Annotated in this window: 20 protein-coding genes; 12 read left to right on the forward strand and 8 right to left on the reverse strand. The window is 68.9% G+C overall.

All coding sequences use genetic code 11. The features are described 5' to 3' along the window. The first annotated feature begins 6 nt into the window (after positions 1-6). On the forward strand, positions 7-1,818 hold the full coding sequence (locus ACKY0W_RS20445) for a sigma-54-dependent Fis family transcriptional regulator (RefSeq protein ID WP_409435561.1): 1,812 nt from the start codon (positions 7-9) through the stop codon (positions 1,816-1,818). Here the strand turns inward: ACKY0W_RS20445 and ACKY0W_RS20450 are convergent. Both ACKY0W_RS20450 and ACKY0W_RS20455 read right to left on the reverse strand, forming a co-directional pair. Beyond that, positions 1,800-2,909 (reverse strand): alpha/beta hydrolase fold domain-containing protein, encoded by a 1,110-nt coding sequence (locus tag ACKY0W_RS20450; RefSeq protein ID WP_409435562.1) that lies wholly within the window; start codon positions 2,907-2,909, stop codon positions 1,800-1,802. The two genes, ACKY0W_RS20445 and ACKY0W_RS20450, sit on opposite strands and share 19 nt — an antisense overlap. Positions 2,910-3,017: 108 nt before the next feature. Next, complete coding sequence (locus ACKY0W_RS20455) at positions 3,018-4,016, reverse strand: DEDDh family exonuclease (protein ID WP_409435563.1); 999 nt, start codon at positions 4,014-4,016, stop codon at positions 3,018-3,020. Between the two features lie 74 nt (positions 4,017-4,090). Here ACKY0W_RS20455 and ACKY0W_RS20460 point away from each other — a divergent pair, with 74 nt between their 5' ends. The 7 genes from ACKY0W_RS20460 to ACKY0W_RS20490 all read left to right on the forward strand — a co-directional run bounded on the left by ACKY0W_RS20460 (position 4,091) and on the right by ACKY0W_RS20490 (position 10,174). After that, positions 4,091-5,317, forward strand: a complete 1,227-nt coding sequence (locus ACKY0W_RS20460; RefSeq protein ID WP_409435564.1) for a MurT ligase domain-containing protein — start codon at positions 4,091-4,093, stop codon at positions 5,315-5,317. Continuing rightward, entirely contained in the window at positions 5,310-6,026 is a 717-nt protein-coding gene (locus tag ACKY0W_RS20465; RefSeq protein WP_409435565.1) for a type 1 glutamine amidotransferase, read from the forward strand. The genes ACKY0W_RS20460 and ACKY0W_RS20465 overlap by 8 nt, the downstream gene beginning before the upstream one ends. A 13-nt stretch (positions 6,027-6,039) precedes the next feature. Further along, positions 6,040-7,308, forward strand: a complete 1,269-nt coding sequence (locus ACKY0W_RS20470; RefSeq protein WP_409435566.1) for a PucR family transcriptional regulator — start codon at positions 6,040-6,042, stop codon at positions 7,306-7,308. 106 nt (positions 7,309-7,414) lie between these two features. Continuing rightward, on the forward strand, positions 7,415-8,638 hold the full coding sequence (locus ACKY0W_RS20475) for an alkane 1-monooxygenase (protein WP_409435567.1): 1,224 nt from the start codon (positions 7,415-7,417) through the stop codon (positions 8,636-8,638). After that, a complete protein-coding gene (locus tag ACKY0W_RS20480) occupies positions 8,638-8,811 on the forward strand; it encodes a rubredoxin (protein WP_409435568.1) in 174 nt (57 codons plus the stop codon). The genes ACKY0W_RS20475 and ACKY0W_RS20480 overlap by 1 nt, the downstream gene beginning before the upstream one ends. Next, positions 8,808-8,990 (forward strand): rubredoxin, encoded by a 183-nt coding sequence (locus tag ACKY0W_RS20485; protein WP_409435569.1) that lies wholly within the window; start codon positions 8,808-8,810, stop codon positions 8,988-8,990. The genes ACKY0W_RS20480 and ACKY0W_RS20485 overlap by 4 nt, the downstream gene beginning before the upstream one ends. Further along, positions 8,987-10,174, forward strand: a complete 1,188-nt coding sequence (locus ACKY0W_RS20490; protein WP_409435570.1) for an NAD(P)/FAD-dependent oxidoreductase — start codon at positions 8,987-8,989, stop codon at positions 10,172-10,174. Before ACKY0W_RS20485 ends, ACKY0W_RS20490 begins: the two co-directional genes overlap by 4 nt. Here the strand turns inward: ACKY0W_RS20490 and ACKY0W_RS20495 are convergent. The 3 genes from ACKY0W_RS20495 to ACKY0W_RS20505 all read right to left on the reverse strand — a co-directional run bounded on the left by ACKY0W_RS20495 (position 10,171) and on the right by ACKY0W_RS20505 (position 12,113). Continuing rightward, positions 10,171-11,028 carry an endonuclease domain-containing protein gene (locus tag ACKY0W_RS20495; protein WP_409435571.1) on the reverse strand — a complete coding sequence of 286 codons (858 nt, stop codon included), beginning with the start codon at positions 11,026-11,028 and terminating at the stop codon, positions 10,171-10,173. The two genes, ACKY0W_RS20490 and ACKY0W_RS20495, sit on opposite strands and share 4 nt — an antisense overlap. A 127-nt stretch (positions 11,029-11,155) precedes the next feature. Continuing rightward, a complete protein-coding gene (gene recR / locus ACKY0W_RS20500; protein WP_047319776.1) occupies positions 11,156-11,767 on the reverse strand; it encodes a recombination mediator RecR in 612 nt (203 codons plus the stop codon). Positions 11,768-11,777: 10 nt separating this feature from the next. Then, positions 11,778-12,113, reverse strand: a complete 336-nt coding sequence (locus tag ACKY0W_RS20505) for a YbaB/EbfC family nucleoid-associated protein (protein WP_409435572.1) — start codon at positions 12,111-12,113, stop codon at positions 11,778-11,780. A gap of 118 nt (positions 12,114-12,231) precedes the next feature. Here ACKY0W_RS20505 and ACKY0W_RS20510 point away from each other — a divergent pair, with 118 nt between their 5' ends. From ACKY0W_RS20510 to ACKY0W_RS20520, 3 genes are read left to right on the forward strand one after another with little or no spacing between them, the layout of a single operon-like run. Then, complete coding sequence (locus ACKY0W_RS20510) at positions 12,232-13,005, forward strand: Rv3717 family N-acetylmuramoyl-L-alanine amidase (RefSeq protein ID WP_409435573.1); 774 nt, start codon at positions 12,232-12,234, stop codon at positions 13,003-13,005. A 52-nt stretch (positions 13,006-13,057) separates the two neighbouring features. Next, positions 13,058-14,437 (forward strand): FAD-binding oxidoreductase, encoded by a 1,380-nt coding sequence (locus tag ACKY0W_RS20515; RefSeq protein WP_409435574.1) that lies wholly within the window; start codon positions 13,058-13,060, stop codon positions 14,435-14,437. Positions 14,438-14,475: 38 nt separating this feature from the next. Beyond that, entirely contained in the window at positions 14,476-15,738 is a 1,263-nt protein-coding gene (locus ACKY0W_RS20520; protein ID WP_409437870.1) for a class I SAM-dependent methyltransferase, read from the forward strand. On the opposite strand, the gene ACKY0W_RS20525 is transcribed toward ACKY0W_RS20520, so the two are convergent. Further along, positions 15,735-16,949: an FAD-dependent oxidoreductase gene (locus ACKY0W_RS20525; protein WP_409435575.1), complete on the reverse strand. Its 1,215-nt coding sequence runs from the start codon at positions 16,947-16,949 to the stop codon at positions 15,735-15,737. The genes ACKY0W_RS20520 and ACKY0W_RS20525 overlap by 4 nt on opposite strands. Before the next feature lie 82 nt (positions 16,950-17,031). On the opposite strand from ACKY0W_RS20525, the gene ACKY0W_RS20530 reads away from it, so the two are divergent. Next, on the forward strand, positions 17,032-18,348 hold the full coding sequence (locus ACKY0W_RS20530; RefSeq protein ID WP_409435576.1) for a class I SAM-dependent methyltransferase: 1,317 nt from the start codon (positions 17,032-17,034) through the stop codon (positions 18,346-18,348). Between the two features lie 12 nt (positions 18,349-18,360). On the opposite strand, the gene ACKY0W_RS20535 is transcribed toward ACKY0W_RS20530, so the two are convergent. After that, the gene (locus ACKY0W_RS20535; RefSeq protein ID WP_409435577.1) at positions 18,361-20,319 is read right to left on the reverse strand and encodes a DNA polymerase III subunits gamma/tau; all 1,959 of its coding nucleotides are present in this window, start codon (positions 20,317-20,319) and stop codon (positions 18,361-18,363) included. Positions 20,320-20,374: 55 nt separating this feature from the next. Then, a complete protein-coding gene (locus ACKY0W_RS20540; RefSeq protein WP_409435578.1) occupies positions 20,375-20,977 on the reverse strand; it encodes a CHAP domain-containing protein in 603 nt (200 codons plus the stop codon).

Raw genomic sequence — 20,977 nt, forward strand, 5'->3', positions numbered from 1 at the left:
GACGCGATGTCCGGGGATGACAACCCGCTGCTGAGGGCTGCCGCCGACCGGATGGCATTCCTGGAGTTCGGCAGGCCAAGCGTCGCGGGAGTCTCCGACCTGGTGGTCGCTTCGTGGGAGCGCAGCCGGGACGCTGGGGTGGATGTCGTCCGCCCGATCAGCACGTTCACCGATGAGGTTGACACCGATTCGCTGCTGGCGCGCTGCGCGCGACCCGTGCTGAAGCAGTTGGGCGACGACACCTCCCCCGCCGACCTGCCGCTGGCCATCGGCCTGACCGACCGCAGGGTGCGCGTCGTCGAACGGATCGACACCTCCGCGACGGCCACGCGCCTGTTCGACCGAGTCCAGTACGCGCCCGGATTCGACTTCTCGGAGGCGGCCGTGGGCACCAACGGGGCCGGAACCGTCTTCGAGTCGGGCCAGCCCGTCAGCATCGTCGGCCCGGAGCATTACAGCGAGAGCCTGGAGAACTTTGCCGCCTGTGGCGCTCCGATCCTCGACCCCGTCACCGGCCGCGTCGAGGGCGTGGTGGCAATCGCCACGCTGACCCAGGCGTGGAACCCCGTGATGCATGTTCTGGTCAAGAACGCCGCGAAGGAGATCAGCCGCAACCTGCTGCTCGACCGTAGCCAGACGCAACAGGCCGTCTTCGACGCCTACCTACGCGTCACGGCCCGGTCGGCCCGGGCGGCGGTCTTCGCCTTCGGTGCCGCACTGTTGATCGCCAGCCCCGCCGCCCAGCAGATGTTCGACGCCGGCGAACAACAGGTACTCCGCGACCATGCGACCTTCCTGCTGGCCCGCAGGGAACGTGCCAGCGACACCGTTGTCCTGCCGAGCAGCCAACGCATCGTGCGCATCCGCGGAACCCGGGTCTTCGCCGGCACCGAGGTCGCCGGACTGCTGGTGATCGCCGAACCGGCGACGTCAGGGCGCGCCACATCGATCGGAGCATCCGCCGAGCCCGGCGTGCTCCCGCTCGGGCTGACCACGTTGTTCGGCTCGCATGAGTCGCTGGCCGGCGGTCGCTCGCCGGCGTGGGTGCGAGCAATCGACGAACTTCGGCAGGCCCTGGACAACACCGCGCCGGTACTGCTGGTCGGCGAATCCGGAGTAGGCAAATTCACTCTGGCGACACAACTTTTTCAGTCGGTCTATCCCGGCGCTCGCAGCATCACCGTCGACGCCGAACAGCTTGCGGCGGATGGCACGGTCGGCCCGCCGACCGACGGGCCCACGCTGCATATCGCCCGGGACATCGACCGGGCAGACGCAGTCGGCATCGAAGCGCTGAATGCCTACTTCGCTGCGATCGAATCGCTCGATCAACTCGGATGGGTGGTCGCTACGGTGTCGCAGGACCCATCCGACTCAACGCCGGAGTTCGGTGAGCTACTGGGCCACTTTCATACCGCGATCACCGTGCCGCCGCTGCGCTACCGCACCGATGACCTGCCGGGCATCGCCGCCGCCCTGCTGCGCGGGATCGCACCGGAACGCAAAGTGCGGCTCAGTGCGGCGGCCCGCCGGCTCGTCGGCCGATATTCATGGCCCGGCAACATCACTCAGCTGCGGGAGGCCCTGGTGCATGCCCTTCGCCAACGCCAGATCGGCGAGATCGCCGACACCGACCTGCCGGGATACTGCCAAAGCGTCGCCCGCCGGGCCTTGACTCAGCTCGAAGTCATCGAACGAGACGCGATCGTCGCGGCGCTACGACAGGCCGATGGCAATCGGGCCGCTGCGGCCGCGCACCTGGGGATGTCGCGGTCGAGCCTGTACCGGAAGCTGAAGACCTACGGGATCACCACGTAGTCGTCGATTGCCTCGGGAACCGTCATCCAGTCGGTCACGTCACGGATGTACTGGCCGATCTGACGCAACGAGCGGACGGCCTCCGGCACCATCGGGCCGGCGATCTGGAACACGTGCATCTGGCCCGGCCACACCCGCAGCTGGACCGGAACACCGACGTCGGCCAGGCGCTGCGCCACCAGCCTGGCGTCCTGCAACATGACCTCGGAGCCGGAGACGTGGATCAGGGTGGGGCACAATCCGGCTTCGATGTGGTCCAGTGGCTCGAAGACCTCCTCCGGGATGCCATTCACGCTGCGCCGCTTGGCGGCGTAGGTGATCAGCTCGACCAGCGCGTCGAAGGCCTTGGCCGGGAACATCGCGTCGCTGCCGCTATTGGAGTGCGTACTCCGAGACGCCTTGGCGATCTGGGTCAGCGGTGACATACAGACCAGGGCCGCGGGTTGTTCGGCCTCATCGAGGAGCCGTCGGGCCAACGCCAGGGCCAGGTAGCCGCCGGCCGAGTCACCGGCGACCACGATCTGGTCCGGTGCATAGCCCTGGCTACGCAGCCACTGGTAGCCCTCATAACAGTCGTCGACCGCCGCACCCACCGAGTGCTTGGGGATCTTCCGGTAGTCGACCGCCAATGCCGGGCTGTCCGCGTACTTCGACAACATCGTGATCAGCCGGTCATGGGTGTTGACACCGCACGTCAAGAATGCCCCGCCGTGCAGGTAGAGCACGACGCGCCCGGTGCCGTCCGCCGGCAGCACGCCGGCGGCGCGGACCAGCCGTGCCGTGCAGCGCGACAACCGAACCGTGTGGCGAACGCTGCCCGGGGCGGAGGGGACGACCCGGGCAGCGTGGTCCACCAGGCCCCATGGCCATGGCGCCTGCGGCAGCTGACTGCCGATCGCCAGGATGGGCCGAATGCTCAGCCGGGCGGCGAGCCCGACGAGTTGGCCGGCGAGGCTGGGACCGTTCTCCACGACCTCGTCCGGCATCGAAGATTCCCGCAGGCGAGCCGGGGTCGACGCGCCTCGGCGTGCCCGGCCTAACAGCGGGGTCACGTCGGCGGTTGCCCGGTCATCGCGTACCGCGGTGGTCATCGCTGCAGCGCCGATGACCGCAAATGTTTCGTCACGGTTAACAGCATGGCGTTATCCGTTCACCTGTGGATGTCCCAAATTGGGACACTCCCCGCCTCGGGCGAGGCACTAAAACAGCGAGATCTGATCGCCGGCGACACCGGTGTCGACGAATTCTTCGATGCCGGTGCCTCCGACGACGCCGCCGTTCCCGCCGACATACGCCATGAAGTCGCGGTCGGAAACCGTCGGCACCCCCAGTTCGCGCGCCAGGTAGCCCTTGCCCTGCTCGGGGCGGTCCTCGTTGCAGATCACCAGCGACGTGTGGGCGTCGACGACGTCGCTGTAGGCCAGCCCGGCGTGCAGGATGCGTTCGACGAGTTCCTCATGGGTGCGGGTGCACTCCGCCGACAACGCCACCCGCATGCCCTGCACCAACGGGCGGCCCCGCACGTAGCGGCCCGGGTTGAGGTACGCGCACGGCATCCGTGACGCCAGGGCCTTCAGCGGCCGCAGTTCCTCGTGGGTGATCCGGCCGTTGGGCCAGCGGCGCCGGGTCACCGGCCGCACCGGCAACCACACGTCACGCTCCCGGGCGCGCTGCAGCGCAGGCTCCAGCACGCCGGCCAGCACCCGGGCATCATCGAGTGCGTCGTGCGCCCGGGTCTGGACGACGCCCCAATGCGCGGCCAGCGTCTGTAACCGCAGGTTGGGCAGGCCGAGGTCCAACCGTCGCGCAAGCTCCAGGGTGCACATCACCGAATCGACGGGCAGTACGGCGCCGGCCATCTCCGCTTCGGCCGCCAGGAACGTGTAGTCGAACGCCACGTTGTGGGCCACCAGGGTGCGCCCCGGCAACAGTGCGACAACCTCGTCGACGACATCGGCGAACTGCGGTTGTCCGGCCAGCATCTCCGCGGTCAGCCCGTGCACGTGGGTGGGGCCCGGGTCAGTGCCCGGGTTGACCAGGTGCGAGACCGACTGCTCTACCCGACCGTCGGCGTCGAGCGCCAGCGCGGCGACGCTGAGCACCCGGGCCTGTCCGGGCCGAAACCCCGACGTCTCGACGTCGACAACGACCCAGCCGTCGCCGGGTTCGCGGGCCGGACGGCCCCACCGAGCACTCATGTGACGAGGATGGCATGCGGGTCGGACGATGCCGGCCGGCGATGGCCCGTGTCGGGGCACTTTAAACTCACCGGATGATCACCGCCCGCGGACGCCTGGCGCTGGCCGCCGGTGCCAGTGCCCGCTGGGCGTCGCGAGTGACCGGCCGCGGCGCCGGCGCGATGATCGGCGGTCTGATCGCGATGACCCTCGACCGATCGATCCTGCGTCAGCTCGGCGCGGGGCGACGCACCGCGATCGTCACCGGCACCAACGGCAAGTCGACCACCACCCGCATGCTGGCGGCCGCGCTGGGCGACCTGGGCGCGGTGGCCACCAACTCCGAGGGCGCCAACATGGACGCCGGGCTGGTTGCGGCGTTGGCCGCCGACCGGACCGCACAGCTGGCGGCACTCGAGGTCGACGAGATGCATGTCCCCCACGTGGCCGATGCGGTGTCGCCGGCCGTGGTGGTACTGCTCAACCTGTCCCGGGATCAGCTGGACCGGGTCGGGGAGATCAACGCCGTGGAGCGCGCGCTGCGTACCGGCCTGGCCCGTCATCCGCAGACGGTGGTCGTCGCCAACTGCGATGACGTGCTGATGACCTCGGCCGCCTACGACTCCCCCAACGTGGTCTGGGTCGCCGCGCGCGCCGGCTGGTCGGGCGACTCGGTCAGCTGCCCACGCAGCGGCGAGGTGATCGACCGCCACGAGGACCACTGGCGCTCCACCGGAAGCGAGTTCAGTCGGCCCACCCCGCAGTGGTGGTTCGACGACGACTCGCTCTACGGGCCGGACGGTCTGGTGCTGCCGATGCGGCTGGCCCTGCCCGGCACCGTCAACCGCGGCAACGCCGCCCAGGCCGTCGCGGCCGCCGTCGCCCTGGGCGCCGACCCGGCCAAAGCGGTGGCCGCGGTGTCCGCGGTCGACGAGGTGGCCGGGCGCTACCGCCGCGTGCAGGTCGGCGACCACACGGTGCGGATGCTGCTGGCCAAGAACCCCGCCGGCTGGCAGGAAGCACTGGCGATGGTCGACAAACATGCCGCAGGCGTGGTGATCGCGGTCAACGGTCAGGTGCCCGACGGCGAAGACCTGTCCTGGCTGTGGGATGTGCGCTTCGAGCACTTCGAGGGTGTTCCCGTGGTGGCGGCCGGCGAGCGCGGCACCGACCTGGCAGTGCGACTGGGCTACGCCGGCGTGCAACACACCCTGGTGCACGACGCCCTCGCCGCGATCGCGTCCTGCCCACCCGGGCCGGTCGAGGTGGTGGCCAACTACACCGCGTTCCTGCAATTGCAGCGGAGGTTGGGTGATGGCTGACGGCACCGTGCGGATCGGGCTGGTGCTGCCCGACGTGATGGGCACCTACGGCGACGGCGGCAACGCGGTGGTGCTGCGGCAGCGACTGCTGCTGCGCGGGATTCCCGCCGAAATCGTCGAGATCACCCTGGCCGAGCCGGTGCCCGAGTCGTTGGACCTCTACACCCTGGGCGGCGCCGAGGACTACGCGCAACGACTGGCCACCCGGCATCTGATCACCCATCCCGGCTTGCAGCGCGCGGCGGCGCGGGGAGCACCCGTGCTGGCGATCTGCGCGGCCATCCAGGTGCTGGGGCACTGGTATGAGACCTCGGCCGGTGAGCGGGTCGAAGGGGTCGGGTTGCTGGACGTGACCACCTCTCCACAGGAGTCGCGCACCATCGGCGAGGTGGTCGCCACACCGTTGCTGGCGGGGTTGTCCGCGCCCCTGACCGGCTTCGAGAACCACCGCGGCGGCACCGTGCTGGGGCCGGACGCCTCGCCGCTGAGCGCGGTCACCAAGGGCGCCGGCAACAAGGCCGGCGACGGCTACGACGGCGCGGTGCAGGGCAGCGTCGTCGCCACCTATCTGCACGGGCCATGCCTGGCCCGCAACCCCGAACTGGCCGATCTGCTGCTGGCGAAGGTGGTCGGCGACCTGGCACCCCTGGAACTGCCGGAAGTGGACGTGCTGCGCCGCGAACGGCTGGCTGCGCCCCGGCGAGTCTGACTACGGTCAGACCATGACCGATGAGAGCGCCGTCGCCCAGGCCGCGATCGAGATCTCCCAGCGCCTCTACGATCGCCTGGCCGAGACGATCGGCGTCATCGAAGATCTGGTCGCCAAGGAGTCACCGGATCTCACCAGCGATTCGTCGCTGCTGCAGCTGCTGCATGAGACCGTGTCGGCGAACGTCGACACGTATTTCTCGGCAATCCGCCACAACATTCCTGTGGCCGACATCGCGGCACCGCCTGTTGCCCTGGAACACGCCCGCCGGCTGGCGCAGCGCGGGGTGCCGGTCAACGCGTTGGTGCGCGGTTACCGGCTGGGGCACTCGGTGGCGTTGCAACTGGTGCTGGCCGAGATCCGTTCCGCCGAGCTGGAACCCGACCTGAGCCTGAGCGTGCTCGGCACCATGTCGACGCTCATGTTCGGCTATATCGACGAGATGTCGCAGCAGGTCTCGACCGTTTACCAAGCCGAACGGGAACGCTGGCTGGAGAGTCGAAATGCGGTGCGCGCGTTGCGGGTCCGAGACATCCTTGCCGATGAGAGCCTAGACGTCGACGCGATGACGACCGCGATTCGCTATCCGCTGCGGCGCACCCACGCCGGGATCGTGGTGTGGTACCCCGAGTCGGGCGGCGACAGGCTTTCCGCTGCGGAGGGTTTCGTCAAGCACCTCGCCGAGTCACTGCCGGTGCACGGGGCACCGCTGTTCGTCCCGGCCGACAGCACCACCGGGTGGGCATGGCTTCCGCTGCCGTCGGGCACCGGAGACGACGTGGTGGAACAGATCCGCGCCTACGCGCTCAACGCGGACGGCCAGCCGTGGGTGACGATCGGCGATCCGCTCCCCGGCGTCGAGGGTTTCCGCCGATCGCATCAACAGGCTCTGGCGGCGCACACCCTGGCCGTCGCCTCCGGTGCACCCGAGAACCGGGTCAGTGCGGCCAGCGACCCCGGACTGTCCGCGGCGGCACTACTCGGCGGTGACAACCTGCCGGCCGCGCGGGCCTGGGTGGCCGAGGTGCTCGGCCCGCTGGCCTGCGCGACCGAGAGCGACGGCCGGCTGCGCGACACCCTGCGGGTCTTCCTGCGGACCGGATCCAGCTTCAAGGCGGCCGGCGAGCAACTCCATTTCCATGTCAACACCATGAAGTACCGGGTGCAGCGGGCGGTCGAGCGGCGAGGCCGCCCGATCGCCGACGATCGTCTGGACGTCGAGATCGCCTTGCTGCTGTGTCAGTGGTATGGCGCTGCCGTGTTGTCTTCGCAGGACGAATAGCCGGCCGAATTCCGGCCGCGCGGGACGAGCGGCGAGGCTGCGGCGCTACCTAACGTCAGGCACATCCGAAAACACGTGGTGTGACCGAGGCGAGGGGTTGAACGCGATGAGCACCGAGATGGCCAGCGAACCGAAGCTCTGGCAGGACAAAAAGCGTCACCTGTGGCTGTTGGGCCTGGTGGTGCCCACCATGCTGTTCTTGATGCTGCCGCTGGTCTGGGCGCTGAACCAGGCCGGCCTGCACACCGCGGCGCAACTCCCGTTGTACATCGGGCCGATCCTGCTCTACGTGCTGCTGCCGGCGCTGGACCTCTGGATCGGCGCCGACGGGCAGAACCCGCCGGACGAGGTGATGGCGGCGCTGGAGAACGACAAGTACTACCGCTACGCCACCTACGCCTACATCCCCTTCCAGTACGCCAGCGCCATCTTCGGCGCCTACCTGTTCACCGCCTCGGACCTGGGCTGGCTCGGCTTCGACGGGTCGCTGGGCGCCCTGGGCAAGATCGGGGTGGCGCTGACCACCGCGACCGTGGCCGGGGTCGGCATCAACACCGCCCACGAGCTGGGCCATAAGCGGGAGTCGCTGGAGCGGTGGCTGGCCAAGATCACCCTGGCCCAGGTCTGCTACGGCCACTTCTACGTCGAGCACAACCGCGGCCACCACGTCCGGGTGGCCACCCCCGAAGACCCCGCGTCGGCCCGCTTCGGTGAGACGTTCTGGGAGTTCCTGCCGCGCAGCACTTTCGGCGGCATCCGGTCTGCCTGGGAGCTGGAGGCCCAACGGGTCCGCCGGACCGGAAAGAGCCCGTGGAACCCGCGGACCTGGGCGGACAACGACGTGGTCAACGCCCTGGCGATGTCGGTGCTGTTCTGGGGCGTGCTGATCGCGGTGTTCGGCGTCGCGTTGTGGCCCTACGTGCTGATCAACGCCATCTACGGGTCCTCGCTGCTGGAGTCGGTGAACTACCTCGAGCACTACGGGCTGGTGCGCCAGAAGCAGTCCAGCGGCCGCTACGAGCGCTGCACACCGCAGCACAGCTGGAACTCCGACCACATGGTCACCAACCTGTTCCTCTACCACCTGCAGCGGCACAGCGACCACCACGCCAACCCGACCCGGCGCTACCAGACGCTGCGCAGCTTCGATGACTCGCCGAACCTGCCGGCCGGCTACGGGGCCCTGATCGGGGTGACGTACTTCCCGACGGTGTGGCGCAAGCTGATGGACCACCGGGTGCTCGAGCACTACGCCGGTGACATCACCCGGGCCAACATCTCGCCGCGGCGCCGGGAGAAGATCCTGGCTCGCTACGGGGCGCTCGCCTGATGGCCGGGTACGGATGCCCGGGCTGCGGGTACGTCTACGACGAGGCCGCCGGGGAGCCCCGAGAGGGGTTTCCCGCCGGGACCCCCTGGCCGCAGATCCCCGACGACTGGACCTGCCCGGACTGTGCGGTACGAGAAAAGCTGGATTTCGAACCGATCGGAGTGAACTCATGAGCGACTACAAACTGTTCCGGTGCCTGCAGTGCGGCTTCGAATACGACGAGGCGCTGGGTTGGCCGGAGGACGGCATCGAGCCCGGCACCCGCTGGGCCGACATCGATGAGGACTGGAGCTGCCCGGACTGCGGCGCGGCCAAGGCCGACTTCGAGATGGTGGAAGTGGTCCGGCCGTGAGCGGGGTGGTCATCGTCGGGGCGGGCCTGGCGGCGGTGCGTACCGCCGAACAGCTTCGGCGCAACGGCTTCGGCGACCCGATCACGATCGTCGGCGCCGAAGAGCACCCTCCGTATGACCGTCCGCCGCTGTCCAAGCAGATGCTGCGCGGCGAAGTCGACGACGTCGTTCTGAGCGCAGTGGCTTTGAAGCCGGCCGGGTTCTACGAGGACAACGGGATCGGGTTGCGTCTCGGCTGCCCGGCAGTTGCCGTCGACGCCGCGGCGCACACCGTGACGCTGGCCGACGGTCAGGTGCTCGGCTACGACCACCTGGTGATCGCCACCGGCCTGGTGCCCAACCGCATCGCGGCGTTTGGCGACTTGGACGGCATCTGTGTGCTGCGCTCGCTCGATGACTGCGTAGCGCTGCAGCGCCGGGCTGCTGATGCGCGGCGCGCCGTGGTGATCGGCGCCGGCTTCATCGGCTGCGAGGTCGCGGCCAGCCTGCGCCGCCTGGGAGCGCGGGTGACGCTGGTGGAGCCGCAGGCCACACCCCTGGCCGGCGTACTGGGCGAGCGGGCTGGGGCACTGATCGCCCGGCTGCACCGCGACGAGGACGTCGACGTGCGTACCGGTGTGGCGGTGGAGGCCGTTATTGGCAACGACGACGTCGAGTCGGTGACGCTGTCCGACGGGTCGGTCATCGAGGCCGACCTCGTGGTGGTCGGAGTCGGGTCGCGCCCGGCCACCGACTGGCTGACCGCCAGCGATATCGACGTGGCCGACGGCGTGGTCTGCGACGCGGTCGGGCGTACCAGCGCCCCGGATGTCTGGGCGATCGGCGATGTGGCGTCCTGGCGGGACGCCACCGGGACGCAGATCCGCGTCGAGCACTGGAGCAATGTCGCCGATCAGGCCAAGATCCTGGTGGCGGCGATGCTGAACCTGGAAGCGGTGGTGAACCCCGGCGTGCCCTACTTCTGGAGCGACCAGTACGACGTCAAGATCCAGTGCCTGGGCCGGCCCCGAGCCGGCGACACCGTGCACCTGGTCGAGGATGACGGTCGCCGCTTCTTGGCCTACTACGAGCGCGACGGGGCGCTGGTCGCCGTGGTGGGCGCGGGAATCCCGGAGAAGGTGCGAACCGCCCGCGCCGGGATCGCCGCCGGTGTGCCGATCTCCGACGTGCTGCAGCCGGTCTAGGGGCTACAGGGTCGCCAGCCGCGAGACTGCAGGGCCGTGCGGACCCGGGCCGTCACGTCACCGGGATGGTCTTCATTGATCACCCGGATATTGATCCAGCCCACGGCTTCCAGCCGGCGCTGACGCTGGTGGTCCTTGACGTACTGCGACCGGTCGGTGCGGTGTTGATCACCGTCGTACTCGGCGGCCACCCGGTACTTCTCCCAGCCCAGGTCGAGGTAGGCGAACGGCGCGTAGCTGCGGTCGCACACCGGGATCTGGGTGGTCGGAGTCGGCAGACCCGCATCGACAAGGAGTAGCCGCAGCCAGGTCTCCCTGGGTGAGGCGGCGCCGGCGTCGACGAGCGGCAGCACCGAGCGCAGCCGGCGTAGACCCCGTGCGCCTTTGTGATGCTTGGCGATCAACAGCACGTCCTCTGCGCTGAACGGAGTGGCCCGGGCCAAGGCGTCGAGCCGGGCCAGCGCCTTGCCGCGGGGCAGGTGGCGGGCTAGGTCGTAGGCGGTGCGGGCCGAGGTGGTGACCGGCATGCCTGCGACTTTGGTGATTTCGTCGTCGGAGAGGGTTTCGTCGCGAACGATCAGTCCTTGCGGTGGCCTGGTATTCGACCAGACCAACTCGATGGGGATGTCGCGATCAACCCATTCGGCGTGATGCAGCGCCGAAGCCGCGACCCCCGCGATCACGCCTTGGCGTCCAGACCGCAGCCACGCTCCCTCGATCCGATCGCGCAGCGTCAGCTCATGGGTCTTGACCACGTAGACGTCTCGGAAGATCGGCCGGTGCCAGCGACGCAGTTCATAGTCGGTGAGCCGGTCCTGCGCCAGCGCTTCGCTGCCGATGAAGACCTCGCCCATGTCCAGATACTGCCGACGGACACCGACACCCCACGCGAGCCTGTAGTTAGCGCGAAGAAGTGCGAGTAGTGACCGCGATAACTCTCCCCCGCAAGCGGGAGGTACCCCCAGGCTCGCGGGAGAGAAATCAGGCCATGGCGCGGCGGCCGGTGAAGGCCCGGCCCAAGGTCAGCTCGTCGGCGAACTCCAGGTCGCCGCCCATCGGCAAACCGGACGCCAATCGCGTCACGCTCAAGCCGGGAATGTCGCGCAGCACCCGCACCAAATAGGTGGCGGTGGCCTCGCCCTCGGTATTGGGGTCGGTGGCGATGATCACCTCGCTCACATCAACCCCGTCGATCCGCTCGCCGACCCGATTCAGCAGCTCACGCACCCGCAGTTGCTCGGGGCCGATCCCCGACAAGGGATCCAGCGCCCCGCCGAGCACGTGGTAGCGACCGCGGAACTCCCGGGTGCGTTCGATGGCCGCGACGTCCTTGGGCTCCTCGACGACGCAGATCTGGGCGAAGTCGCGGCGCGGGTCCCCGCAGATCCGGCAGCGTTGCGCGTCGGCGACGTTGCCGCACACCTCACAGAACTGCACCCCGTCGCGGACCTTGGTGAGCACCGCGGTGAGCCGGTCAATCTCCGGCGGCTCCACCGACAGCAGGTGAAACGCGATCCGCTGGGCGCTCTTGGGGCCGATGCCCGGCAGCTTGCCCAGCTCGTCGATCAGGTCCTGAACCGGGCCTTCAAACAAGGCGGCACACCTAGGCTCCCGGCATGCCGAGCGCACCGCCCATGCCGCCGGCCAGCGGCGAGAGCCGCTGCTGGGCCAGCGTGTGCGCCTTCTTCGAGGCGTCGGCGAGCGCTCCCACGAGCAGGTCCTGCAGGGTCTCGATGTCCTCGGGGTCGACAACCTTGGGGTCGATGTTCACCGCGAGCACCTCGCCGCTGCCGTTGGAGGTGACTTTGACCAGGCCTCCACCGGCCTCGCCGTGCACCTCGGTGACGGCCAGCTCCTGCTGCGCCTGCAGCAGTCGCTGCTGCATCTGCTGAGCCTGGGCCAGCAGCGCCGACATGTCGGGCGGGCCTCCTGGTTGCATGACACTCCCCTTGCGTTGTCGTGTGCGTGGTCTCGACTGGGTTGCGGCTTGGTTTCAGCTGCGAGACCCGGTGCGTGTGAGATTTCCAGCGTAGTCGGCCCCGGCCTACCTTGGCGGCGTGCGCGTACCAGTTCTTGTCCGTGTCGGTATCGCGATCACCACCGGCCTGGTGGTGGCCGCCGCGGTACCGAGCGCCCCGCTGGCTCCCTTGGCCTGGGCCGCTCCGGCCAATATCGCCGGCATGATCGTGTTCCTCGACCCCGGACACAGCGGCTCGGGGGACCCCGCCGCGCTGTCACGCCAGGTGCCCAACGGCCGGGGCGGCACCAAGAACTGCCAGACCAGCGGCACCGCGACCAATTCCGGCTACCCCGAGCACAGCTTCACCTGGGACACCACACTGCGGATCCGCCAAGCCCTCAACTCCGCCGGGGTCCGCACCGCGATGTCGCGAGGAGACGACAACGGGCCGGCCCCGTGCATCGACGCACGCGCCGCAGCAGCCAATGCACTGCACCCCAATGCCATCGTGTCCATCCACGCCGACGGCGGGCAGCCCGCCGGCCGCGGATTCCACGTCAACTACTCCGCACCGCCACTGAACCCGGCCCAAGAGGGCCCGGCAGTACGGTTCGCCCAGATCATGCGCAGCCAGTTGCAGGCCGCGGGCATTCCCCCGGCCAACTACATCGGCACCGACGGCCTGAAAGGGCGCGCCGACCTGGCCGGACTGAACCTGGCCGAATACCCGTCGGTCCTGGTCGAGCTGGGCAACATGAAAAACGCCACCGATGCGGGCCTGATGGAGAGTCCGGCGGGCCGCCAGCGCTACGCCGACGCGGTGGCGCGCGGCATCGCCAGTTTCCTGAGTAGTCAGACTCAGCTGCCCTGACCCGCTGCGCGGTGCGTGCAGATCCGCCGATCCGCCGTTAGCGTGGGAGGTGATGTCCGTTCGGCCGGCCGATACACCGACATCCCACGCGCGGGGGGTGCAGCTGCTGCTGGACAGCTACCGGAGCATCCCCTCCGACGAATCGGTCCGGTTGGCCAAGCCCACCTCCAACCTGTTTCGGGCGCGCGCGAAGCGCCAGGCACCCGGTCTGGACACCTCGGGCTTGGTCAGCGTCATCGCCGTCGACCCGGAGAACCGCACCGCCGACGTCGACGGCATGTGCACCTACGAGGACTTGGTCGCCGCCACCCTCCCGTACGGCCTGGCACCGTTGGTGGTCCCGCAGCTCAAGACGATCACGGTGGGCGGCGCGGTCAGTGGGCTGGGAATCGAGTCGGCGTCGTTCCGCAATGGGCTTCCCCACGAGTCGGTGCTGGAGATGGACGTGCTCACCGGCAGCGGCGAAATGCTGACAGTATCGCGCGACCGGCATGAGGACCTGTTTCATGCGTTTCCGAATTCCTATGGCACGCTGGGATATTCGACGCGGCTGCGGATCGAGCTGGAAGCCGTCAAGCCGTTCGTCGCGTTGCGGCACATCCGGTTCGATTCCCTCGACGACCTGGTCTCGACGATGGACCGCATCATCGACACCGGCGGGTTCGAGGGCGTTCCGGTGGACTACCTCGACGGGGTGGTGTTCAGCCCCCGGGAGAGCTACCTGTGTGTCGGTATCGCGACCGATTCACCCGGTGCCGTCAGCGACTACACCGGCCAGCAGATCTACTACCGCTCGATCCGGCACGCGCACGGGATCAAAGACGACCGGCTGACCATCCACGACTACCTGTGGCGCTGGGACACCGACTGGTTCTGGTGCTCGCGCGCGTTCGGGGCACAACGCCCCCTGGTGCGACGGTGGTGGCCGCGGCGCTACCGGCGCAGCAGTGTCTATTCGAAGCTGATCGCCTACGACCAGCGCTTCGCCATCGCCGACCGGATCGAGAAGCGGAATCACCGCCCACCACGTGAGCGCGTGGTGCAGGACATCGAAGTGCCGCTGGAACGCTGCCGGCAATTTCTGGAGTGGTTCTTCGCCCACGTGCCGATCGAGCCGGTGTGGTTATGCCCGCTGCGGCTGCGCGGTGACGAGGAGTGGCCGCTGTACCCGATCCGGTCCAATCGCACCTACGTCAACGTCGGGTTCTGGTCGTCGGTCCCGGCCGGAGCCACCGAGGGGGCCACCAATCGCCTGATCGAGGCCAAGGTGAGCGAGCTGGATGGCCACAAGTCGCTGTACTCCGACTCCTACTACACCGCCGCGGAGTTTGACGAGCTCTACGGCGGTGAAACCTATCGGCGGATCAAGAAGATTTACGACCCCGACTCGCGGCTACTGGACCTCTACGCCAAGGCGGTGCGACGACGATGACGATCGACAGCGCGCAGGTACGCACTCCGACCGGCAGGATGAGCCTGGCCCAGGTGCTGGAGACGCTGTCCACCGACGGACACCTGCCGCTGCGCTTCACCGCCTACGACGGCAGCAGTACCGGCCCCGACGACGCGCCCCTGGGCCTAGACCTGCTGACCCCGCGCGGCACCACCTATCTGGCCACCGCACCGGGTGACTTGGGGATGGCCCGCGCCTACATCTCCGGCGACCTGGGGCTGCACGGCGTGCATCCCGGGGATCCCTATCTGCTGCTCAAGGCCCTCGCCGACGAGCTGCACTTCAAGCGGCCCTCGCCGAGAGTGCTGGCCAACATCGTGCGCTCGATCGGGATCGAACATCTGGTGCCGATCGCCCCGCCACCCCAAGAGGCACTGCCCCGGTGGCGGCGCATCGCGGAAGGCTTACGGCACAGCAAGTCTCGCGATGCCGAGGCGATTCACCACCACTACGACGTGTCCAACGACTTCTACGAATGGGTGCTCGGGCCGTCAATGACCTACACCTGCGCGGTCTACCCCTCGCCGGATGCGACGCTGGAGCAGGCCCAGGAGAACAAGTACCGGCTGATCTTCGACAAGTTGCGGCTGTGCCCCGGCGACCTACTGCTCGACGTGGGCTGCGGCTGGGGTGGCATGGTGCGCTACGCGGCGCGGCACGGGGTGCGCGCCATCGGTGCGACGCTGTCGGCCGAGCAGGCCCAGTGGGCACAGCGCGCGATCGCCGACGCCGGCCTGGCCGACCGGGCCGAGGTGCGGCACTGCGATTACCGCGACGTCGGCGAATCCGGATTCGACGCGGTCTCCTCGATCGGGATGACCGAACACATCGGGGTGGCCAACTACCCCGCCTATTTCGATTTCCTCAAGTCCAAGCTGCGCCCCGGCGGCCTACTGCTCAACCACTGCATCACCCGGGCGGACAACAAGTCCAGTGCGACCGCCGGCGATTTCATCGACCGCTACGTGTTCCCCGACGGGGAGCTGGCCGGATCAGGCCGGATCATCAGCGAGATCCAAGACGCCGGCCTGGAGGTGCTGCACACCGAGAACTTGCGCAACCACTACGAGCTGACCCTGCGCGATTGGTGCGCCAATCTGGTGGCGCACTGGGACGACGCCGTCGCCGAAGTCGGGCTGGCCACCGCCAAGGTGTGGGGTCTGTACATGGCCGGTTCCCGGCTGGGCTTCGAGCACAACGTGATTCAGCTTCATCATGCGCTGGCGACCAACGGCGGCGCTGGGGTCGGCCTGCCACTGCGGCCGTGGTGGCGGCCCTAACGCCGCGCGAAGGCCGGGGCACGCTCGGGGCGCACCCCCACACCGACGAGGTAGGCCGGAATCGCCGACAGCCAGGGCAACCTGGCGAACAACGTGCCCGCACTCGCCGGCGGGCTGAGGTTCTCGCCGCGCAGGATCGGGTTGAGCGCCCGGTGCGCCGCCCGCTGCACCGATTGGGTGACGACGGTGGGCAGCTCCCGGCGTCGCTGTACGGCGGCCAGATCCCGGCGGGTCACCCGCCTTTGGCGTAGCGGCTCGGCCAGGATGGTCGCGGCGGCCACCGCGTCCTGCACCGCCAGATTGATGCCGACACCACCCACCGGCGACATGGCATGCGCCGCGTCGCCGATGCACAATAGACCGTCAATACTCCAGTGCCGCAACCGATTCACCCGTACGTCAAGATGTTTGACGTCGTCCAGGGTCCGCAACGCCTCCACCGAATCCGCGGCCTCGGGAATGAGCTCGACCACGTCGCGGCGGAACGCCTCGATACCGCGCGCCCGCTTGTCCGCGTCGGTGCCTTTGCGCCCCAGGTAGGCGACCTGGAAGTAACTGTCGCGCGGAATCATGATCGCGGCCCGGCCCGGCCCGAGCCGGGGCAACAAGGTGGGCTGAGCGGCGCGGTCGTTCGGCAGCCGGAACCACCAGACGTCGAAGTTCACCGGAAACTCGCGCGAGTGCAAGCCGGCCTCGTGCCGTGCGACCGACCAGCGTCCGTCACAGGCGACCGTGAGGTCCGCACGCAGTTCGCCGGTGCCGTCGGCATCGCGGTAGCGCACTCCGGCCACCCGACCGTCTTCGTGCAGCAGCCCGGTGACCTCGGTCTGCATCCGCAAGCTGAACGTCGGCTCGGTCTGCGCGGATTCGGCGAGCAGGTTGAGCAGGTCCCACTGCGGCACCATCGCGACGTAGGGGTGCGGCTGGCGGCGCAACCGGCCGAAGTCGACCACCGTCACGTCGCGCCCCGCCACGTCCAGACTGACCTGGTGGATCTCGCTGTGCGCCAGCGTCGTGAAGCGCTCCCAGAGCCCGAGCTCGTCGAGAAGTCGCAAGGTGGTGGGGTGCACGGTGTCGCCACGGAAGTCGCGCAGGAAATCGGCGTGCTTTTCCAGCAGCGTCACCTGCACACCGGCACGGGCCAGCAATAACCCGAGAACCATGCCTGCCGGTCCACCACCGACGATCGCGCAGGTGGTTGTTTCGGTCATCTCGCCCATTGCGGTGCAACGTTACGCGTGTTTGAGGTGGCGCCCGGGCGGTTATCCGCATCTCGACAAGGGGGGTTTCATCATGACGGCCAAAACACTCATCAGAAGCACGAACACCACCGCGAACGGCAAGCTGGGGCTGGCCGAGATTCTGGTGCTGCTGGCCGGCGGGGGGCAGCCACCGCTGAAGATCTCCGCCTACGACGGCAGCAGTGCCGGCCCCGATGACGCAGAACTAGGAGTCGATCTGCTGAATCCACGCGCCACCGCGTATCTGGCCACCTCACTGGGCCAACTCGGCATAGCCCGGGCCTACGTCTCGGGTGACCTGGAGCTGCGTGGTGTCCATCCGGGAAATCCCTACGAGGTGCTCAACGCCATGGCGGACCTCGAATTCAAGCACCCGTCGCCGCGCGATATGGCCAACATCGTCCGTTCCATCGGACTGAGGAATCTCAAGCCGATCGCGCCGCCTCCGGAGGAGGCGCCACCCAAATGGCGACGCACCGCCAGCGGGCTGCGGCACAGCAAGTCTCGGGACGCGGACGCGATTCATCACCACTACGACGTGTCGAACACCTTCTACGAGTGGGTGCTGGGCCCGTCGATGACCTACACCTGTGCGATCTACCCGACCGCCGACGCGACGCTGGAAGAAGCCCAGGAGAACAAGTACCGGCTGATCTTCGACAAGCTGCGCCTCAAGCCCGGAGATCGCCTGCTTGACGTCGGCTGCGGCTGGGGCGGCATGGTGCGCTACGCCGCGCGCCGCGGGGTGCACGCGCTCGGCGCCACCCTGGCTGCAGAGCAGGTCGCCTGGGCGCAGCAGGCGATCGCCGATGAAGGGCTCTCCGAGTTCGCTGAAGTCCGGCACTGCGACTACCGGGACGTGCGAGAGACCGAGTTCGACGCCGTCTCGTCGATCGGAATGACTGAGCACATCGGGGTGAAGAACTACCCGTCCTACTTCGGTTTCCTCAAATCGAAACTGCGCACCGGTGGCCTGCTGCTCAACCACTGCATCACAACGGCGGACAATTCGATCTACAAGGGCGACCCATTCACCGACCGGTACGTCTTCCCCGACGGCGAGATCACCGGGGTGGGAACCATCACCGCCGAGATCCAGCAGACCGGTCTCGAGGTCCTGCACGAGGAGGACTTCCGGCTCCACTACGCCAAGACGCTGCGCGGCTGGTGCCAGAACCTGGTGGACCACTGGGACGAGGCCGTCGCCGAAGTCGGCCTGGGCCGCGCCAAGGTATGGGGTCTGTACATGGCGGCGGCGGTAATCGGCTTCGAGCGCAACCAATGTCAGTTACACCACGTGCTGGCCGGCAACGTCGACAAGCAGGGCGGGGATGGGGGCCTGCCGCTGCGGCCCTGGTGGACCCCCTAGAAAGAGCAGCCTTCAGTCGCCTCTGATCGGGCGGGCGCCCAGCTCGTTCTGCAACAACTCCAGGGCCACTTCTTCGGGGTCGCGGCGGGGCGGGGCGTCTGAGCCGGCGTCTCCGGCAGCCTCGGCCAGCATGGCCTCCTCGTCGGCACGCCGCGCCGATTCCACATCGACGGCAGCGGGCGCAGCCGGGTGGCCCGCTTCCGGGGCGGGTCCGCCGGCCTCGCAGCGCACCCGCCAGTTCACCCCGAGGGCGTCCTTGAGCGCCTCGGTGATGACGTCGGTGTTGCGCGGTTCGGAGAGTCGCCTGGCCAGCGAGGCCGTTCCGTGGGTCAGCACCAAGGTGTTGCCGTCCACGGTGCGCACCGTCGCGTCGGCCAGCATCGCCTCGGTCGAGCGGCTGCGCTGGCGCACCTTTTCGCGGACCGTGGTCCACATCGCGCGCACCGCGGCGGCGTCGGGTTCGCCCGGGGTGGCTGCCGCAGCGGGCGCCGGCGGCGCCGGCGCGGGTTCAGGCTCGGGTTGCGGCGTCGGCGCCGGCACGGGTGGCGCGGCGGGTTCGGGTTCGGGCACTGCCACCGCGGGTGCCGGCACCGGCTCGGGAGTGGGGGCGGCGGCAGGCACCGGCGCAGGCTCGGGCGCGGCCTCAGCTGCCCGGGCAGAGCGGCGGGTGAACTGCTTGCCGGCTGACGCGGCGGGTGCCGCCGGGGCGGCCGCCGGGGCGGCAGCCGGGGCGGCAGCGGCCGGAGCCGGCGAGCTCACGGTGGGAGCGGTGCCGGTTCGCGCGGGCGCCGACGGGATCGACATGTCGAGTCGACCCTCGATGCGCTCAACCCGTTGCAGCAGTGCGGCTTCGGTGTCCGCGGCCGAGGGCAACAGCAGCCGGGCGCACACCACCTCCAGCAGCAGCCGCGGCGCGGTGGCACCACGCATCTCGCCGAGGCCGGCATGCACCACTTCGGCATAGCGCGCCAGGGTGGCCGGACCCAGCCGGGCGGCCTGCTCATGCATCCGCTCCAGCATGTCCTCCGGCGCGTCGACCACACCCTTGGCGACCGCGTCGGGGACCGCCTGCAGCACGATCAGGTCCCGGAACCGCTCCAGCAGGTCGATGGCGAACCGGCGCGGGTCATGGCCGGCGTCAACAACCGCCTCGACCGCTCCGAACAACGATGCGGCGTCCCCGGCGGCCAGGGCGTCGACCGCCTCATCGATCAGGGCGACATCGGTGGCCCCCAACAGGCCCAGCGCCCGTTGATAGTGGACGTGGTCAATGCCGGTGTCGTCCTTCTCCGAGCCGGCCAGCAGCTGGTCGAGCACCGAAAGGGTATCGCGCGGCGAGCCGCCGCCGGCCCGGATCACCAGGGGATACACCGCGTCGTCGACGGCGACGTTCTCCTGCTCGCAGATCCGGCCGATCAACTCCCGCATGGTCCGCGGGGCAAGCAGGCGGAACGGATAGTGGTGGGTGCGCGACCGGATGGTCGGCAGCACCTTTTCCGGCTCGGTGGTGGCGAACACGAAGATCAGGTGGTCGGGCGGCTCCTCGACGATCTTGAGCAGCGCGTTGAAACCCGCGGTGGTCACCATGTGCGCCTCGTCGATGATGAAGATCCGATAGCGCGACTGGGCGGGGGCGTAGAAGGCGCGATCGCGCAGATCGCGGGTGTCGTCGACGCCGCCGTGACTGGCCGCGTCGAGTTCGACGACGTCGATGCTGCCCGGGCCGTTGGGGGCCAACGCCACGCACGAGTCGCACGTGCCGCACGGCGTCGGGGTGGGCCCCTGCGCACAGTTCAGCGATCGGGCCAGGATGCGCGCCGACGACGTCTTGCCGCAGCCACGGGGCCCGGAGAACAGGTAGGCGTGGTTGATCCGGCCCGCCGACAAGGCGGTGCACAGGGGTTCGGTGACGTGCTCCTGCCCCACCACTTCGGCGAAGGTTGCCGGCCGGTATTTGCGGTAGAGCGCCACGCAAGGGAGGTTACTTGCTCGGCCCGACGACGGTGCAGGCCCGCCAGGCCAAGCGCTACGACTTCGGGCGCAGATACCCCAGCGTGTTCCACATCGGGCTGAAGTCACGCTGGTTGAGCGTGACGAACAACCGGCCGCCGGCGTTCTGGTCGGCGGTTTCATAGCTCAGCAGCGGACCGTGGCCGCGGACGTCCGTGACGACCGCGGCGTGCCCGTGCTCGCTGACGTAACCGCCGGGGTCGTAGACCACGATGTCGCCGACCCGCGGCTCGTTCAGGCCGCCGTCGAACGGCACCTGGTCGAAGTATCGGCTCAGGCCGTTGGTGGGGAAATGGTGGTAGAGGTCGGAGACGTTGCCGCTGGGATCGGTGTTGCGCCACCAGCCCAGCGACTGGATGTAGTGCTCGACGAGCGGGTAGCACTGGCCGTCGCCGTAGACCACCGGATTGCCCAGTGCGGCTTCGGCGGCGTCGTGCCGGAAAAGGTCGAGCTCATCAGCCGCCCTGGGCGGCAAGGCCTCGACTTGCTCGGGCGCGGCCACTGGAGCCGGCACCGGCTTCGGGTCGACCGGCGGTCCCGGCAGTGCGGACGCTGCCGGGACCGGGCCCAGCACCACGCAAGCTGCCGCCACCACCGCGCAGCCCCAGACTCTGGACAT

It is taken from the genome of Mycobacterium sp. SMC-14 (assembly GCF_046250075.1).
Classification (GTDB): Bacteria; Actinomycetota; Actinomycetes; order Mycobacteriales; family Mycobacteriaceae; genus Mycobacterium.